General features: G+C 72.4%; 15 protein-coding genes. 7 read left to right on the top strand and 8 right to left on the bottom strand.

The annotated features are described in order from the left end of the window. Nucleotides 1-7: 7 nt before the first annotated feature. Nucleotides 8-1087: a Zn-dependent alcohol dehydrogenase gene (locus AB0J12_RS26240; RefSeq protein ID WP_363266862.1), complete on the top strand. Its 1080-nt coding sequence runs from the start codon at nt 8-10 to the stop codon at nt 1085-1087. A 194-nt stretch (nt 1088-1281) separates the two neighbouring features. Next, nucleotides 1282-2604: an MFS transporter gene (locus AB0J12_RS26235; RefSeq protein WP_363266861.1), complete on the top strand. Its 1323-nt coding sequence runs from the start codon at nt 1282-1284 to the stop codon at nt 2602-2604. Here AB0J12_RS26235 and AB0J12_RS26230 read toward each other — a convergent pair. The 3 genes from AB0J12_RS26230 to AB0J12_RS26220 all read right to left on the bottom strand — a co-directional run bounded on the left by AB0J12_RS26230 (nt 2596) and on the right by AB0J12_RS26220 (nt 5007). Next, nucleotides 2596-3540 (bottom strand): DMT family transporter, encoded by a 945-nt coding sequence (locus AB0J12_RS26230; RefSeq protein WP_363266860.1) that lies wholly within the window; start codon nt 3538-3540, stop codon nt 2596-2598. The two genes, AB0J12_RS26235 and AB0J12_RS26230, sit on opposite strands and share 9 nt — an antisense overlap. 79 nt (nt 3541-3619) lie before the next feature. Beyond that, the gene (locus AB0J12_RS26225; RefSeq protein ID WP_363266859.1) at nt 3620-4330 is read right to left on the bottom strand and encodes a winged helix-turn-helix domain-containing protein; all 711 of its coding nucleotides are present in this window, start codon (nt 4328-4330) and stop codon (nt 3620-3622) included. Between the two features lie 47 nt (nt 4331-4377). After that, entirely contained in the window at nt 4378-5007 is a 630-nt protein-coding gene (locus tag AB0J12_RS26220) for a TetR/AcrR family transcriptional regulator (RefSeq protein ID WP_363266858.1), read from the bottom strand. Nucleotides 5008-5097: 90 nt separating this feature from the next. Between AB0J12_RS26220 and AB0J12_RS26215 the strand changes: the two genes are divergently transcribed. From AB0J12_RS26215 to AB0J12_RS26205, 3 genes are all read left to right on the top strand, one after another. Then, nucleotides 5098-6249, top strand: a complete 1152-nt coding sequence (locus tag AB0J12_RS26215) for an acyl-CoA dehydrogenase family protein (protein ID WP_363266951.1) — start codon at nt 5098-5100, stop codon at nt 6247-6249. 69 nt (nt 6250-6318) lie between these two features. Further along, nucleotides 6319-6606 carry a YiaA/YiaB family inner membrane protein gene (locus tag AB0J12_RS26210; protein ID WP_363266857.1) on the top strand — a complete coding sequence of 96 codons (288 nt, stop codon included), beginning with the start codon at nt 6319-6321 and terminating at the stop codon, nt 6604-6606. A 118-nt stretch (nt 6607-6724) separates the two neighbouring features. Continuing rightward, entirely contained in the window at nt 6725-7348 is a 624-nt protein-coding gene (locus AB0J12_RS26205; protein ID WP_363266856.1) for a TetR/AcrR family transcriptional regulator, read from the top strand. Nucleotides 7349-7365: 17 nt separating this feature from the next. Here AB0J12_RS26205 and AB0J12_RS26200 read toward each other — a convergent pair whose 3' ends face one another. After that, nucleotides 7366-7827, bottom strand: a complete 462-nt coding sequence (locus AB0J12_RS26200; protein ID WP_363266855.1) for a MaoC family dehydratase — start codon at nt 7825-7827, stop codon at nt 7366-7368. Between the two features lie 130 nt (nt 7828-7957). Here AB0J12_RS26200 and soxR point away from each other — a divergent pair, with 130 nt between their 5' ends. Further along, nucleotides 7958-8419 carry a redox-sensitive transcriptional activator SoxR gene (gene soxR / locus AB0J12_RS26195; protein WP_363266854.1) on the top strand — a complete coding sequence of 154 codons (462 nt, stop codon included), beginning with the start codon at nt 7958-7960 and terminating at the stop codon, nt 8417-8419. A gap of 22 nt (nt 8420-8441) precedes the next feature. Here soxR and AB0J12_RS26190 read toward each other — a convergent pair whose 3' ends face one another. Together AB0J12_RS26190 and AB0J12_RS26185 are read right to left on the bottom strand one after the other, a co-directional pair. Further along, nucleotides 8442-9512 carry an RNA ligase (ATP) gene (locus tag AB0J12_RS26190; RefSeq protein ID WP_363266853.1) on the bottom strand — a complete coding sequence of 357 codons (1071 nt, stop codon included), beginning with the start codon at nt 9510-9512 and terminating at the stop codon, nt 8442-8444. Nucleotides 9513-9840: 328 nt separating this feature from the next. Continuing rightward, on the bottom strand, nt 9841-10443 hold the full coding sequence (locus tag AB0J12_RS26185) for a hypothetical protein (protein WP_363266851.1): 603 nt from the start codon (nt 10441-10443) through the stop codon (nt 9841-9843). 258 nt (nt 10444-10701) lie between these two features. Here AB0J12_RS26185 and AB0J12_RS26180 point away from each other — a divergent pair, with 258 nt between their 5' ends. After that, nucleotides 10702-13491 carry a penicillin acylase family protein gene (locus AB0J12_RS26180; protein WP_363266850.1) on the top strand — a complete coding sequence of 930 codons (2790 nt, stop codon included), beginning with the start codon at nt 10702-10704 and terminating at the stop codon, nt 13489-13491. A gap of 3 nt (nt 13492-13494) precedes the next feature. Here AB0J12_RS26180 and AB0J12_RS26175 read toward each other — a convergent pair whose 3' ends face one another. Next, nucleotides 13495-14808 carry a serine-threonine protein kinase gene (locus AB0J12_RS26175; protein WP_363266849.1) on the bottom strand — a complete coding sequence of 438 codons (1314 nt, stop codon included), beginning with the start codon at nt 14806-14808 and terminating at the stop codon, nt 13495-13497. Nucleotides 14809-14958: 150 nt separating this feature from the next. Next, nucleotides 14959-16197, bottom strand: a complete 1239-nt coding sequence (locus AB0J12_RS26170; RefSeq protein ID WP_363266848.1) for a DUF1343 domain-containing protein — start codon at nt 16195-16197, stop codon at nt 14959-14961. Between the last annotated feature and the right edge of the window lie 51 nt (nt 16198-16248).

Below are 16248 nucleotides of genomic sequence, written 5' to 3'. Positions count from 1 at the left end.
AGTTCACGTGGTTCGCGCTGCCGTCCTGCCCGCCGTGGGCGCCCCGCTGGAGATCACGGACATCCAGCTGCCCGATCCCGGCCCCGGTCAGGTCCGGGTCCGTCTCGCCGCCGCCGGTGTCTGCCACTCCGACCTGTCACTGTCCAACGGCACCATGCGCGTGCCGGTGCCCGCCGTGCTCGGCCACGAGGGCGCCGGCACGGTCGTCGCCGTCGGCGAGGGCGTCACGCATGTGTCGCCCGGTGACGGAGTCGTCCTCAACTGGGCACCGGCCTGCGGAAGCTGTCCCGCGTGTGCGCGCGGTGAGGTGTGGCTGTGCGCCAACGCCCTCAACGGCGCCGCGGACGTCCACGCCCGCACCGCCGACGGCACCGAGCTGCACCCCGGGCTCAACGTCGCCGCCTTCGCCGAGGAGACCGTCGTCGCCGCCTCCTGCGTGCTGCCGCTGCCGGCCGGCGTCCCGCTCACTGACGCGGCCCTGCTCGGCTGCGCGGTCCTCACCGGCTACGGCGCCGTCCACCACTCCGCGCAGGTGCGGCCGGGCGAGAGCGTCGCCGTGTTCGGCGTCGGGGGAGTGGGGCTGGCCACCCTCCAGTCCGCCCGGATCGCCGGGGCGTCGACGATCGTCGCGGTCGACGTCTCGCCCGAGAAGGAGGAGCTGGCCCGCGCCGCGGGCGCCACGCACTACGTCGTCGCCTCCGAGGACACCGCCCGTGAGATTCGCGCCCTGACCGGCAAAGAGGGCGTCGACGTGGCCGTGGAGTGCGTGGGCCGCGCCGTGTCGATCCGGGCCGCCTGGGACTCCACCCGGCGCGGCGGCCGCACCACGGTCGTCGGCATCGGCGGCAAGGACCAGCAGGTCACCTTCAACGCCCTGGAGATCTTCCACTGGGGCCGCACGCTGTCCGGCTGCGTCTACGGCAACTGCGACCCGGCCGCCGACCTGCCGGTGCTCGCCGAACACGTGCGGGCCGGCCGCCTGGACCTGTCGGCGCTGGTGACCGAACGCATCGCGCTGGACGGCATCCCGGCGGCCTTCGAGAACATGCTCGCGGGTAAGGGAGGCCGCGCCCTGGTCGTGTTCTGACCCGGCGCGCACCCCCGTCCCCGGCCGTCAGCGGCGGCCGGGGACACCGGCGTGCGCGCTGCCGGAACGAGTGCCACGTACAGGTAAAAGTCGGGGTGCGCGACCCGTTGACGACCATACCGTCCGGTCAGTACGGTCCCGGGAATTCGAGCCGCCCCCCGTTCCGTCCCCCGCACCCACCGGAGTGTGCACGCATGGACACGGCACCCCCCGCTCAGCCGCTCCCCACCACCGCACCCGCCACCGGCAACCGCCGCCGCGTCGCCACCGCCGCGGCCCTCGCCTCGGCGGTGGAGTGGTACGACTACTTCGTCTTCGGCATCGCCGCCGCGCTCGTCCTCGGCGACCTCTACTTCCCCGCCGGCAGCCCCTCCGCCGGGGTCCTCGCCTCCTTCGCCACCTTCGCCGTCGGCTTCCTCGCCCGCCCCCTCGGCGGCATCGTCGCCGGACACCTGGGCGACAAGCGGGGCCGCAAGCCCATGCTGGTCCTCGCGCTCACCCTCATGGGCCTGGCCACGACCGGCATCGGCCTGCTCCCGACGTACGACACGATCGGTGTCGCCGCCCCCGTCCTGCTGGTCGTCCTGCGCGTCGTGCAGGGCGTGGCCGTGGGCGCGCAGTGGGGCGGAGCCATGCTGCTGGCCACCGAGTACGCCCCCGAGGGCAAGCGGGGCATCTACGGCAGCGTCGTCCAACTCGGCGTCCCCATCGGCGTGGTCACCGCCAACACCGTCTTCCTGCTGGCCGGCGCCTTCACCTCCGACGCCGCCTTCGCGTCCTGGGCCTGGCGCATCCCGTTCCTGGCGGGCCTGCTCGTGCTGGTCCTCGCCTGGTACATCCACACCCGCGTCGAGGAGACTCCCGAGTTCCGGCAAGCCGAACAGGCGCTCGCCCAACGGGAGAAGACCGAGACCGCCTCACCGCTGCGCGCGATCCTGCGCCACCACCTCGGCACGGTCCTGCTGGCCGGCGGCTCCTTCGCGGTGAACACCGCGACCTTCTACATCCTCATCACCGGCGTCCTCGACTACACGACCCGCGAACTGCACATGAACCGCGGCGCCGTGCTCACCGTCTCCCTGTGCGTCAGCCTCACCCAGCTGGTGCTGATCCCCGCCTCCGCCGCGCTGTCCGACCGGGTCGGTCGCATCCGGATCTACGCCTTCGGCGCGGCCGGCATCGCCCTGTGGGCCGTACCGCTGTTCCTGCTGATCGACACCGGCTCGCTGCTGTGGCTCGCCGTCGGCACCTTCGTCGCCAGCTGCTTCCTCAGCATCATGTACGGCCCGCAGGCCGCCCTCTTCGCCGAACTGTTCACGCCGGAGATGCGCTACACCGGTGCCTCCCTCGGCTACCAGATCGCCGCGGTGGCCGGCGGTGGTCTGGCGCCCTTCGTGATGGTGCTGCTGCTGGAGGCGACCGGCACTTCGATGTCCGTCGCCGGCTACATCATCGGCCTGTCGGTCATCGCCCTGCTGTCCATCAAGGTGCTCGCCTCACGCGCGCGTTCACGCTGACTCGCGGGCCTTCTCGGGTCGTGACGAACCTGCCGTCACGACCCGGGCGGCCCGCGACCGGGAGCGGGAGACCGCCACCCCGGCCAGGCACAGCACCCCGCCCACCAGCGTGAACAGCCCCGGCACCTCACCGAGCGCCAGCCACGACATCAGCACCACCAGCGCGGGCACCGCGTACGTCGTCGCGCCCATCCGGCTCGCCGTGGTCCGGGCCAGCGCGTACGCCCACGTCGTGAAGGCCAGCGCGGTCGGGAACACGCCCAGGTAGACCATGTTCAGCGTGGCCGACACCGGGGCGCCGGCCGCCTCGTGCACCAGCTGCCCGGCGAACGGCAGGCACACCACCGCACCGATCAGACAACCGAACGTGGTCGCCTGCAGCGGGGTCGCCTTCCCCAGCGCCGGCTTCTGCGCGACGACACCGCCCGCGTAGGCGATGGCGGCCAGCAGGCACAACGCCACTACGAGCACCGAGGAGCCGCCCTCACCGGACATCGACAGACCCACGGTCACCGCGCCCGCGAAGGACACCGCCATCCCCGCCAGCAGCCGCGGCGGCATCGGGTCGCCGAGCAGCCGGGAGCCGAGCAGCGCGATCAGGATCGGCCCGATGTTCACCACCAGGGCGGCCGTACCGGCGTCCACCTGCTGCTCGCCCCAGTTCAGCACGACCATGTACAAGCCGAACCACAGCACCCCGGACATCGCGATCCCGCGCCAGGCGGCCCGCGGTGGCCACCCCTCGCGCCGTATCAGGCAGATCAGGCCGAGCGCCAGCGCGCCCGACAGCAGGCGCCCGAGGGCCAGCGCGCCGGGGGAGTAGGCGGCGCCCGCGCTGCGGATGGAGACGAAGGCGGAGGCCCACAGGACCACGGTCACCGTGGCCGCGGCCGTGGCGAGCAGTTCGGTGCGGCGGGACGGGGAGGTGCTCATCATGCTCCCGAGGCTAGGGGGACCGAAGTCAGGGGTCTCGCGGTTTTCGGGCCTGACGGTGGGTGCCGTGCAGGAGGGACGGTCAGTGCAGCGCGGCGGGCTCGATGCCCAGGAGTTCCGACAGGGCGCGTTCGCCGCTCGCCGTCACCTTCACCGCCCGCTCGGAGCCGATCCGTACGCACCAGCCGGCGTCCAGGGCGTGCCGGCACAGGGCGGCGCCCGCGATTCCGGCCAGGTGCGGCCGGCGCTCGGTCCAGTCGAGGCAGGCCCGGGCGAGCGGACGGCGCGCCGAGCGCTTCAGGCCGATGCCGGCGCATCCGAACCAGGTCACCCCCGCGTCCGTGAGCGCGAACCCCGTGTCCTGCCGCAGCAGTCCGCGCGCGGTGAGGGCGTCCGTGACCGCGATGCCGAGCCGGCCGGCGAGATGGTCGTAGCAGGTGCGCCCGCGGGCCATGGCCGACCCGGCGCTCACCGCGCGCAGCGACCGCGGCCGTACGACGGCATCCTGCGCGACCTGCCCGGCCAGGTCCTCCACGAGCTGCGCGACCCGGGCGTCGGCGAGCCGTACGTACCGGTGGCGGCCCTGGCGTTCCTCGGCGAGCAGGCCGCCCGCGACGAGCTTGCCGAGGTGCTCGCTGAGCGTGGACGCCGCGACCCCGGCGTGCCGGGCCAGCTCACCCGCGGTCCACGCCCGTCCGTCGAGCAGCGCGAGCAGGCAGGCGGCCCGGGTCTCGTCCGCGATCAGCGCGGCCAGCCGGGCCAGGCCCGGGGCTTGGGGATCCCTGGTGGTCATGCGCTCCAGCATGCGGCACCGATGCTTCGGCGCTCACCGAAGTGTCGTTACAGCAGCGCGTACTGCTGGGCCAGTCCGTCCAGCAGTGCCGTCAGACCGGTCTCGAAGGCCCGCTCGTCGATCTTCTCCTGCTGCTCGGCGAGCAGATGAGCCTGGCCGAGGTGCGGGTAGTCGGCGGGGTCGTAGGCGCTCGGGTCCTCGACGAAGCCGGCCGCGAACGAGCCGAGCGCGGAGCCCATGATGAAGTACCGCATCAGCGCGCCGATGCTGGTCGCCTGGGCCGGTGGCCAGCCCGCGTCCACCATCGCGCCGTAGACCGCGTCGGCCAGCCGCAGGCCCGCCGGGCGGCGGCCGGGGCCGCGGGCCAGGACCGGGACGATGTTCGGGTGGTCGCGCAGGGCGGCCCGGTAGGAGACGGCCCAGTCGTGCAGCGCGGTCCGCCAGTCCCTGCCGTCCTCGAACATCGACAGGTCGACCTGGGCGCTCACCGAGTCCGCGACCGCCTCCAGGATCTCGTCCTTGGTGCGGAAGTGGTTGTACAGCGACGGCCCGCTCACTCCCAGCTCGGCGGCGAGACGGCGGGTGGAGACCGCCGCGAGCCCCTCGGTGTCGACGAGTTCCCGCGCCGTGTCGACGATGCGGTCGGTGCTCAGCAGGGGCTTGCGCGGTCGGGCCATGGCGCACATAGTAGGGCTGCACATCGAAACTAGCAGTGCTAATTTAAATGTGCAGCTTTCAAGGTCCTTTGTCTGTGGGGTGATCGCGTGGTGAACCTGGAGCTGAGCGAGGAGCAGGTGGCAGTCCGCCGGCTGGCGCGGGACTTCGTGGAGCGGGAGATCGCCCCCAACGTCGTCGCGTGGGACCGAGCCGAGGAGGTCGACCGGGCCATCGTGAAGAAGCTCGGCGAGCTCGGCTTCCTGGGCCTGACGATCGACGAGGAGTACGGCGGGTCAGGCGGCGACCACCTGGCGTACTGCCTGGTCACCGAGGAGCTGGGCCGCGGTGACTCCTCCGTGCGCGGGATCGTCTCCGTCTCCCTCGGCCTGGTCGCCAAGACGATCGCGGCCTGGGGGAGCGAGGAGCACAAGCGGCGGTGGCTGCCCGGGCTCACCGCCGGCGAACTCGTCGGCTGCTTCGGCCTCACCGAGCCCGGCACCGGCTCCGACGCGGGCAACCTCGCCACCCGGGCGGTGCGCGACGGCGGCGACTACGTCCTCAACGGCACCAAGATGTTCATCACCAACGGCACCTGGGCCGACGTCGTGCTGCTCTTCGCGCGCTCCACCGACGCCCCCGGCCACAAGGGCGTGACCGCCTTCCTCGTCCCCACCGACACGCCCGGCCTGACCCGCCGCACCATCCACGGCAAACTCGGCCTGCGCGGCCAGGCCACCGCCGAGCTGGTCCTCGAGGACGTGCGCGTCCCGGCGTCGGCGATGCTGGGCGAGGAGGGGCAGGGCTTCAAGGTCGCCATGTCCGCCCTCGCCAAGGGCCGGATGTCGGTGGCGGCCGGCTGCGTCGGCATCGCCCAGGCCGCGCTGGACGTCGCCGTGCGCTACGCCGGTGAGCGCGAGCAGTTCGGCAAGACCATCGCCCACCATCAGCTGGTGCAGGAGCTGATCAGCGACATCGCCGTCGACGTCGACGCGGCCCGGCTGCTGACCTGGCGCGTCGCCGACCTCATCGACCGCGGGCAGCCGTTCGCCGTGGAGTCCTCCAAGGCCAAACTGTTCGCCTCCGAGGCCGCGGTGCGCGCCGCCAACAATGCCCTGCAGGTCTTCGGCGGCTACGGCTACATCGACGAGTACCCGGCGGGCAAGCTGCTGCGCGACGCCCGCGTGATGACCCTCTACGAGGGCACCAGCCAGATCCAGAAGCTGGTGATCGGGCGGGCGCTGACCGGCGTGTCGGCGTTCTGAGCGGCTTTGAGTACGTCCTGAGTATCCCGGCGGATGTGGCGGGCGCCACGTCCGCCGAGGCTTGTCCCCATGAGTGACACACCGGTCAAGCAGCAGAGCACGGCAGCCTTCCACGGCCAGGCCGTCGCCTCCTTCGCCGTGGCCATGGCCGCCACCGCCGTCGGCATCTTCCGGCTGAACGCCGACGCCTGGGTGCGCGGCTTCCTCGCCATCGCCGTCCTCTACCTTGTCACCTCCGCCTTCACCCTGGCCAAGGTGATCCGGGACCGGCAGGAGGCCGGGCAGATCGTCAGCCGCGTCGACCAGGCCCGGCTGGAGAAGCTGCTCGCCGACCACGACCCCTTCGAAAAGCTGTGACGCCGGAGCCCGGCGCCGGGCCGCGAGTCTTCCGGCCCCGACCCGCCGCCTGCTCTAAGCGGCCGCTCAGCTTCGGCGGTATGGTGGTGTCCCTGTCACCGGAAGGGGCGAGCAGCAGATGAGTACGGCGGAGGAGACGGCCGGCGGCGAGAGTGAGCCGTGGGACGAGGTCACCCCTGAAGCGGCCCGGCGGCTGCTGGTCGCCGCCGTGGAGGCCTTCGCCGAGCGGGGCTACCACGCGACGACCACCCGCGACATCGCGGGCCGCGCCGGCATGAGCCCGGCAGCGCTCTACATCCACTACAAGACCAAGGAGGAGCTCCTCCACCGCATCAGCCGCATCGGCCACGACCGCGCGCTGAGCATTCTGCGCACGGCGGCCCGCGGCGAGGGCAGTGCGACCGAGCGGCTCGCCGAGGGCGTCAGCTCCTTCGTCCGCTGGCACGCGGGCCGGCGCACCACCGCCCGGGTCGTGCAGTACGAACTCGACGCGCTCGGCCCCGAGGCCCGCGCCGAGATCCTCGCGCTGCGCCGCCAGGTCGACGCCGAGGTGCGGGGCATCATCGAGGAGGGCGTGGCGAGCGGCGAGTTCGACGTGCTGGACGTGCACGGCACCACCCTCGCCGTGCTCTCGCTGTGCATCGACGTCGCGCGCTGGTTCAACGTGGACGGCCCCCGCACGCCGGAGGAGGTCGGCGCGCTCTACGCCGACCTCGTGCTCCGGATGGTGGGGGCCAAGTAGGCCACGCCGCGCGGGCTCTAGACGTAGTACCGGGCCACCGACTCCGCGACGCACACCGGCTTGTCGCCGCCCTCGCGCTCCACGGTGAAGGCGACGCTCACCTGCACCCCGCCCGGCACGTCCTCCACGCCCGTGATCGCCGCCGTGGCGCGCAGCCGGGAGCCGACCGGGACGGGGGCGGGGAAGCGGACCTTGTTGGTGCCGTAGTTGACGCCCATCTTCACGCCCTCGACCGCGATCAGCTGGGGGCCGAAGAGGGGCAGCAGCGACAGGGTGAGGTAGCCGTGCGCGATGGTGGTCCCGAACGGGCCGGAGGCGGCCTTCTCCGGGTCGACGTGGATCCACTGGTGGTCGCCGGTGGCCTCAGCGAACAGATCGATCCGCTTCTGGTCGATCTCCAGCCAGTCGGTGTACCCCAGCTGCTCGCCCACCGCCGCCTTGAGCTCGTCGGTGGACGTGAAGATCCTCGGCTCTGCCATGGTCCGGCCTCTCGCGTCGCCTGTCGGGGAATCGACCCCACAATGTCTAAGCAACTGCTTAGCATGGTCGCGCGAGCGGCCGCTGTCAACGACGAACAGTCCCCGCGGTGCGGTCGGTAGGCTTCGAGGAGTGCCTCAGATTCCGGAGAAGATCCACGAGCTCACCGTCGGGCAGCTGTCCGCCCGCAGCGGCGCCGCCGTCTCAGCCCTGCACTTCTACGAGGCCAAGGGGCTGATCAGCAGTCGCCGCACCTCGGGCAACCAGCGCCGCTACACCCGCGACACCCTGCGCCGGGTCGCCTTCATCCGCGCCGCCCAGCGCGTCGGCATCCCGCTGGCCACGATCCGCGACGCCCTGGCCCAGCTCCCCGAGGAGCGCACGCCGACCCGCGAAGACTGGGCGCGGCTGTCGGAGACCTGGCGCTCGGAACTGGACGAGCGCATCAAGCAGCTCAACCGGCTGCGCGACCACCTCACCGACTGCATCGGCTGCGGCTGCCTGTCCCTGGAGAACTGCGTGCTGTCCAACCCGGACGACGTGTTCGGCGAGCGTTTGACCGGGTCCCGGCTCATGGCGGAGCCGAAGCGCTGACGCTCCGGCTCCCGCCCGGGCCCTATTCGAACTCGGTGCCGCCCTTGCGGGTCAGATACGCCGGGCTCACCGCCTTGGCGATCGCCAGGCCCCCGGTCACCGGGCTGTACCGCTCGCGGGCGGGCCGCACGACCACGCCCTCCCGCAGATGCAGCCCGCGCCCGGAGACGGTCTCCCGCCCACTGGCCCACTCCAGCACCCGCTCGATGGCGAACGGCCCCTCGTACAGCCGCGGCACCAGCGGCAGCTCCCCGTCGAGCAGCGTGGCCGCGTCCAGCCACCGCACCGACCCGTCGATCTCCGCGGACACGTCGAACACGGCGTACCCCAGCGCGTGGTCCCGGCGCCCGTCGGCCCCGTACGCCAGGTCCTGCACGCCCGCCCCGTAGACCTCGCCGAAGATCCCGACCCGGCGCGCGCCCAGCCGCCGCGCGAGCCGGGCCGCCGCCCCGGCGACGCCGTGCGCCCGCACGGCCCGCCAGTACAGGTTGCGCGCGTCCTCCTTCAGCGCCAGCGATTTGGCGCCGAAGCCCTTGGACGACACGTACACGCGGTCGTCGTCGGCCACGTACGTCACCAGGCACGCGGACCCGTGCAGCTTCTCCGTGAGCACCACCGGCTCGCCCGGCGCGAAGACGTCCGGGTACCGCTGGATGTTCTCGATGTCGACCCACGGCAGCAGCTCGGGCGCGGACTCCACCTCACCGTCCATCGTGGGTGGCACCGGCGGCACCCACTTGGTGATGCCGAGCAGCGCCGCGAAGTCGGTGCCGTCCTGCGCGGCCTGCGCCAGGTCGACACCGGCCAGCGCCTTCGGCCGGCACACGATGCCCTGCGACAACTCACCGCGCAGCCGCACCGCCTTGACCCGGTTCGCCGCGCCACCCGCCAGCCGCCCGGTCAGCCCCAGCTCCTCGATCAGGTCCGCGGGCAGCACGGCCTGCTCGGGGATGTAGACGGCGGCCTCACCCGTGCGATACCCGCCCTTGGCGACCACCGCGCGGTACAGGCCCACCTGGGCCAGCTCCAGCGCGTCGGCGTCGGGATGCTCGTGCACGGTCAGCACTTCGGCGGTGACGCGGAGGGTCGACATCGGTAACTCCCTGCTCGATCAGCGGTGTTCATCACCTCCGACTCTCCACGAGCCAAACCGCTGGATCGAACGAATTACCGGCTGCTAACGTCCTGCGCGCCACGGCGTCGGCGCACCCGCGTACGGCGGGAAGGGGCCGGGGGGGGTGTCCGCCCCGGCCCCGACTCGCAACGCACCGCAGGCGCCACAGCGACCGGCCGCCGGACAGCGACGGGCCGCCGCAGGCACCCAAGGGGTGCGGGGAACGGGGCGAGCAACCACGACGCACCCGCACCGGCCGCCGCAGGCATTCACGCGGAGTCACGCCGCCGCAGGCATTCACGCCAGGTCACGCCGACACCAGCACCCTCCCGCTCCGGGCGTACGCCAACGCCTCCGGACTGAGCACCGGCCGCGGCACCAGGATCCCGCAGTGAACACAAACCGGCCCCGCGGAGGGCTCGTGGTCCAGGCCGTGGCGCCACACCAGGCGGGAGCCGTCGCACACCGGGCAGGTCGCGCCCGGCTCGCGCTCCAGCGCCGCGATGATCCGGCGCAGCACCTCCGCCAGCGGCTCGCGCGGATGCACCCGTGGGTCGTCGCACCAGGCGACCCCGAATCCGCCCCAGGTCATCCGGTGCCAGTCGTCCACGCTGCCCGGCCTGCGCAGCCCGTCGTGCTTCTCCTTCCTGCGCCGCTCGGCGAACTCCACCTCATAGGCGAGCCACACCGACCGCGCCTCCTCCAGCTCGCCCAGCGCGGCCACGAGCCGCGCCGGGTCGGCCGACCTGTCCTCGGGTCCGAACCCCCACCGGGTGCACAAGTGGTCCCAGGTCGCCCTGTGCCCGTAGGGCGCGAACCGTTCGAGGCACTTGCGCAACGAGTAGCGGCGTAGCGCCAGATCGCTCCGCGGATCACGTACCTGTCTCGCCAGACTCCGGAAACCGGCCATCGCCTTGCACCTCCGTCACACCTGCACCTGTACTTCGGTCACGTCGGCGTCGTCGTGCGGACGTCGCCGAATAGACGTATCGACACGCGATTCGGCTCCATCCGTTTTCCGATGCCGTCCATAAGCGCCCCCCGCTTGACGCCCGACTTCCCCCGCACCAGCAGGAGTTGACCTCCAAACTTGACGCATGTTCATCTTCAAACGCGGGGATACCGCCGGTAACATCCGGCCAGCCCCCCACGTCGGTAGGAGCCGCCCATGTCTTGGCGCACCGCACGAAGCACGCTGAACAGACTGAGAACTCCCCGCAGATTCCCCGGGTTCCTGAAGACCGCCTCGGTATGCGTCCTCGTTGCCGGGCTTTTGTCACCCTTTTCCCAAACCGTGGCGGCAGCCACCGAGGCTACCGCCGCCAACGACCACTGCACGGGGCAGTGTTCGGACATCCTGCCGCCCGGTGAGAACGGCAACGCCACCCTCGCCCAGATCCTGCTCAACCAGGCCTTCGGCACCCAGCCGGGCCACGCCGAGGACCAGCTCGGCCCCTACGCGAACCTGGCCGGCGGCTACCCGTCGCTGACCACCAACAAGATCAACACCTTCTTCAACGACGCCTCCTTCGGCGTGGCCGCCGACCAGGTCGCGTCCACGCTCAAACCCGCGGGCCGCGGCGACGTCACGATCGTCCGCGACAAGAAGACGGGCGTGCCGCACATCACCGGCACCACCCGCTACGGCACCGAGTTCGGCGCGGGCTATGCCGCGGCCCAGGACCGGCTGTGGCTGATGGACGTCTTCCGGCACGTCGGACGCGGTCAGCTGACCTCCTTCGCGGGCGGCGCGCCCTCCAACCAGGGCCTGGAACAACAGTTCTGGCGCAACGCTCCCTACACCGAGGCCGAACTGCAGTCCCAGATCGACCGGGCCGTCGCCACCGCCGGCGCCCGCGGGCAGCAGGCGCTGGCCGACGTGGGCGCCTACCTCGACGGCGTCAACGCCTACATCGACGCCTCCGACAGCGGCCGCTACTTCCCCGGCGAGTACGTCCTGACCGGCCACAAGGACTCCGTCACCAACGCCGGCACCATCGAGCACTTCAAGGTCACCGACATGGTCGCGCTGGCCTCCGTGATCGGCGCGCTGTTCGGTTCCGGCGGCGGCGGTGAGGTGAACAACGCGCTCTCCCTGCTCGCCGCCCAGCAGAAGTACGGCGTGACGGAGGGCACCCGGGTGTGGGAGTCCTTCCGTGAGCGCAACGACCCCGAGGCCGTCCTCACCCTCCACGACGGCGAGCGCTTCCCCTACGCCACCCGGCCCGACGACCCGCAGGGTGAGGCCCTGCCGGACGCCGGTTCGGTCACCGAGGAACCGCTCGTCTTCGACCGCACCGGCAGCGCGGCCACGGCCGGCGCGCGCACGACGTCCAGGACGGCCGCGAGCAGCGCCGTGTCCTCGGCCCGGCGCGGCATGTCCAACGCCCTCGTCGTCAGCGGCGCGCACACGGCGAGCGGTCACCCCGTGGCCGTGTTCGGCCCGCAGACCGGCTACTTCGCGCCCCAGCTGCTGATGCTCCAGGAGATCCAGGGCCCGGGCCTGAGCGCCCGCGGCGCCTCCTTCGCCGGGCTGAGCATGTACGTCGAACTCGGCCGCGGCCAGGACTACGCCTGGAGCGCCACCACGTCCGGCCAGGACATCATCGACACCTACGCCGTCGAGCTGTGCCAGGACGACCACCACTACCTCTACCGCGGCACCTGCACGCCGATGGAGCAGATCGAGCGGAAGAACGCCTGGACGCCGACCGTCGCCGACGGCACCGCGGCCGGCTCCTATGCGATGCGGGTGTGGCGCACCAAGTACGGCCCCGTGCAGTACCGGGCCACCGTGGGCGGCAGGAAGGTCGCCTACACCACTCTGCGCTCGTCCTACCTGCACGAGGCCGACTCCATCATCGGCTTCCAGATGCTCAACGACCCGGACTACGTCAAGGGGCCGAAGGACTTCCAGAGCGCGGTGCAGCACATCAACTACACCTTCAACTGGTTCTACGCCGACGCCGCGCACACCGCGTACTACAACAGCGGCGACAACCCGGTCCGCGCGGGCGGCGTCGACGCCGACTTCCCGGTGTGGGCGCGGGCCGCGTACGAGTGGCGCGACTGGGACCCGGCGTCCAACACCGCCTCCTACACCCCGTCCTCCGCGCACCCCAACTCCGTCGACCAGGACTACTACATCTCCTGGAACAACAAGCAGGCCGAGGACTACGCGGCCGCACCCTGGGGTGAGGGGTCCGTGCACCGCGGCAACCTCCTCGACGACCGGGTGAAGAAGCTGGTCGCGGCCGGCGGCGTCACCCGCGCGTCCCTGACGCGCGCAATGGCCGAGGCGGGCCTGACCGACCTGCGCGCCGAGGACGTCGCGGCGGACCTGCTGAAGGTCATCAACAGCGCCCCGGTGACCGACCCGACGGCCGAGGCGGCCGTCGAGAAGCTGCAAGGCTGGCTCGCCGCGGGCGCCCGGCGCACCGAGACCTCGGCCGGGTCGAAGACGTACGCCGACGCCGACGCGATCCGGATCCTGGACGCCTGGTGGCCGCTGCTGGTGAAGGCCGAGTTCGAGCCGGGCCTCGGCACCGACCTGTACACCGCCATCGGCCGCAACCTGCCGATCGACGAGGCCCCGTCGGCCGGCCACGGCCCCACCGGGGCGCACGCCGGAAGCTCCTTCCAGTACGGCTGGTGGAGCTATGTCGACAAGGACGTCCGCGCGGTGCTCGGGGAGCCGGTGCGGGGCCCGCTGGCGCAGAAGTTCTGCGGCGGCGGCAACCTCGCGGCCTGCCGCGACCTGCTCGTCAGCACGCTGAAGGAGGCCGCAGGCAAGTCCGCCGCCCAGGTCTACCCGGGCGACGACCAGTGCTCCGCGGGCGACCAGTGGTGCGCGGACGCGATCGTCCAGCGCACGCTGGGCGGCATCAAGCACGGGAAGATCAGCTGGCAGAACCGGCCGACCTTCCAGCAGGTCGTGGAGTTCACCTCACACCGGTGACGTTCAGGCGGCGGGCCGGGCGATCCGGCCCGCCGCCACCACGACCCGCGCCAGCTCGGGGTGCAGGATGTCGCCGTGTGCCCCGGCCGGCGGGCCGCCGTGGCAGACCACAGCCGCCGCGTCCACGTTCACACAGCCCGACGCGGGAAGCGGCCCGCGCAGCGCCTCGGCGAGCGTCATCGCGCGCGTGCCGGGCACCGCCTGCACTCCGTCGTAGCCCATCGCGCCCCACTTCACGCCGAGCAGCTGCCCGACGCCGAACTCCTCCACCGCCCCCTGCGCGTCTCCCGCCATCCTCGACGCCAGCGGGTAGAACGTGCCGAGCGCCGTGTCGTGCCGCGAGTGACAGCACACCACCGGGCCGTCCACCCGGTGCTGCTGGCCCTGGAGCACCCCTCCCGCGCGCGGGTCGTGCGGCAGCCGGGAGGCGAATGCGTAGTGCGAGAAGGCGCCCTGCAGCAGCGTCACCGAGGCCACCGCCCGCGCCCCGTCGGGCAGTCCGCGCAGCGCGAACGACACCAGCCGAGCGCCGAAGCTGTGCCCCACCAGATGCACCCGCACCCCGGGCACGGCGGCGGCCAGCTCCCCGACGACCCGCCCGAGCCCGCGCTCGCCGACGGTCCCCGCGCGCCGCTTCATCGCGTAGTACGCCGCCTGCCGCAGCAGCTCATGGGCCCCGTCCCAGGGGTTGGGCAGTCCAAAACCCTCCGCGCCCGCCAGCGCCCCCGCGAACTCGCCGCACACCTCCGCGGTCGGCCGCGTGAACATCGCCGGCTCGTCCTGCGGCACGCCCTCCGCCACCGTGTCGGCGGCGAACAGCGCCTGCGGGCCGGGCGCCACGACCTCCACCAGCAGCCGCACCAGCCGCCCGAACTCCGCCAGTTCGGCCTCCTCGCCCGGCTGCTGCTCCAGCAGCCGCCCGATCTGCTCGACGATCGGCGCCCGCCCGGGGAAGCTCTCCAGCAGCGCGTGCCGGGTGTCCTTGTCGAGCGCCGGGCGGCGCGGCGGCTCGGCGGCGAGTGCCCGCGGGAAGTCGGGGATCGGCTCGTCGGAGAACCGCATCGACGGCCAGATCACGCCCACGTACCCGATCCGCGCGCCCGGAGTCAGCTCGGGGAAGGGCGCGAAGAAGCGGCTGTAGATCCGGGTTGCGGCCGAGCGGTCCTCGTTCCAGCCGTGGGCGAACACCACCAGGTCGCGGACGCGGCGCCCGGCCACCTGGGCCAGCAGCCGGTCCCGCTCCGCGCGGTCGACGTCGCCGTCCGCGTCGAAGGTCAGCTCCCAGTACGGCGTCACACTCATCGCCGGCTCTGCCATGACGGACTCCTTCGTCCCCCGACGTGCTGCGCGTTGTGGCGCATCGTCCTGCGAGCGGGGGAGATTGGCCATACGTCACGGCAGCACCGGTACGACGGGTTTTCCCGGGTACGGGTGTTTCGGCGCGCCCTCGACACGGGTACGGCTGGGTCACCGGTACAGCAAATACTGCTCCCGCACCCGCCGGAAGGCCGCCAGCTCGTCCTGCCAGCCCCCGACGACCTCGTCCGTGTCCGCGCCCGCGTCGATCGCCGTGCGCACCGCGGTGGAACCGGTCAGCTTGTCGATCCAGTTGTCGGAGCGCCAGGCGAAGCCGCTCCACACCTGCTTGGCGGTCACCAGCAGCGCGATCCCGGTGCGCACCGGGTCGTAGGCCGCCCGGTCGTGCACATGGATCTGCACGCCACCGATCGTCCTGCCCTGGAACTTGGAGAACGTCGGCGCGAAGTACGCCTCCCGGAAGCGCACCCCGGGCAGGCCGAGAGCGTTCGCGGCCGCCGCCCAGCGCCCGTCGACGCCGTCCGCGCCCAGCAGTTCGAAGGGCCGGGTCGTGCCGCGCCCCTCGGACAGGCTGGTGCCCTCGAACAGGCAGGTGCCGGAGTAGACGAGCGCGGTGTCCGGCGTCGGCATGTTCGGGCTCGGCGGCACCCACGGCAGCCCCGAGGCGTCGTAGAACTCCGTCCGCTTCCAGCCGGTCATCGTCACCGTCTCCAGCGGCACCGGCGTGCTCAGGAACTCCCCGTTGAACAGCCGGGCCAGCTCCGCGACCGTCATGCCGTGCGCCTGCGCGATCGGCTGCCGGCCGACGAAGGTCGCGAACTCCTTGTGCAGCACCGGGCCGAGGGCGGCGCGTCCGGTGACCGGGTTGGGCCGGTCCAGCACCACGAACCGCTTGCCCGCGGCGGCGGCCGCCTCCATGCAGTCGTAGAGCGTCCAGATGTACGTGTAGAAGCGGGCGCCCGCGTCCTGGATGTCGAAGACGACCGTGTCCACGCCGGAGGCGGTGAACACGTCGGCGAGCGGCCCGCCGCTCTTGAGGTAGGTGTCGTACACCGGCAGACCGGTCGCCGGGTCGTCGTAGCGGCCCTCGGAGCCGCCGGCCTGCGCGGTGCCGCGGAAGCCGTGCTCGGGGCCGAAGACCGCCCGCAGGTCGACGCGGGGATCGGCGTGCAGGACGTCGACGATGTGGCGGGCGTCGCGGGTGACGCCGGTCGGGTTCGTGACGATCCCGACCCGCCGGCCGTCCAGCAGCGCGTAGCCGTCATCGGCGAGGCGCTCGAAGCCCGTGCGCAGCCGGCGGCCGCCGCCCGGCGGAGCCGCCTGCGCCGGGGCCGCCGACGCCGCCACCGCGGCGGCGCTCGCGAGCACGCTTCGTCTGGACAGCTTCATACGACGACCTCCGTAACCCGGCGTGTCATGCCCACGCACGCTAGCGCTCCG

Origin of the sequence: Streptomyces sp. NPDC049915, from assembly GCF_040656475.1 — a bacterium.
In the GTDB taxonomy this organism is placed as follows: Bacteria; Actinomycetota; Actinomycetes; order Streptomycetales; family Streptomycetaceae; genus Streptomyces.
Note: the sequence above shows the minus strand (reverse complement) of the source record. Positions and strands in the feature narration are given on the sequence as shown.

Coding starts and splice junctions, on each gene's coding strand:
- AB0J12_RS26235 (WP_363266861.1), top strand. CDS start 1,282: ATGGACACGGCACCCCCCGCTCAGCCGCTCCCCACCACCGCACCCGCC.
- AB0J12_RS26230 (WP_363266860.1), bottom strand. CDS start 3,540: ATGATGAGCACCTCCCCGTCCCGCCGCACCGAACTGCTCGCCACGGCC.
- AB0J12_RS26225 (WP_363266859.1), bottom strand. CDS start 4,330: ATGACCACCAGGGATCCCCAAGCCCCGGGCCTGGCCCGGCTGGCCGCG.
- AB0J12_RS26220 (WP_363266858.1), bottom strand. CDS start 5,007: ATGGCCCGACCGCGCAAGCCCCTGCTGAGCACCGACCGCATCGTCGAC.
- AB0J12_RS26210 (WP_363266857.1), top strand. CDS start 6,319: ATGAGTGACACACCGGTCAAGCAGCAGAGCACGGCAGCCTTCCACGGC.
- AB0J12_RS26205 (WP_363266856.1), top strand. CDS start 6,725: ATGAGTACGGCGGAGGAGACGGCCGGCGGCGAGAGTGAGCCGTGGGAC.
- AB0J12_RS26200 (WP_363266855.1), bottom strand. CDS start 7,827: ATGGCAGAGCCGAGGATCTTCACGTCCACCGACGAGCTCAAGGCGGCG.
- AB0J12_RS26190 (WP_363266853.1), bottom strand. CDS start 9,512: ATGTCGACCCTCCGCGTCACCGCCGAAGTGCTGACCGTGCACGAGCAT.
- AB0J12_RS26185 (WP_363266851.1), bottom strand. CDS start 10,443: ATGGCCGGTTTCCGGAGTCTGGCGAGACAGGTACGTGATCCGCGGAGC.
- AB0J12_RS26180 (WP_363266850.1), top strand. CDS start 10,702: ATGTCTTGGCGCACCGCACGAAGCACGCTGAACAGACTGAGAACTCCC.
- AB0J12_RS26175 (WP_363266849.1), bottom strand. CDS start 14,808: ATGGCAGAGCCGGCGATGAGTGTGACGCCGTACTGGGAGCTGACCTTC.
- AB0J12_RS26170 (WP_363266848.1), bottom strand. CDS start 16,197: ATGAAGCTGTCCAGACGAAGCGTGCTCGCGAGCGCCGCCGCGGTGGCG.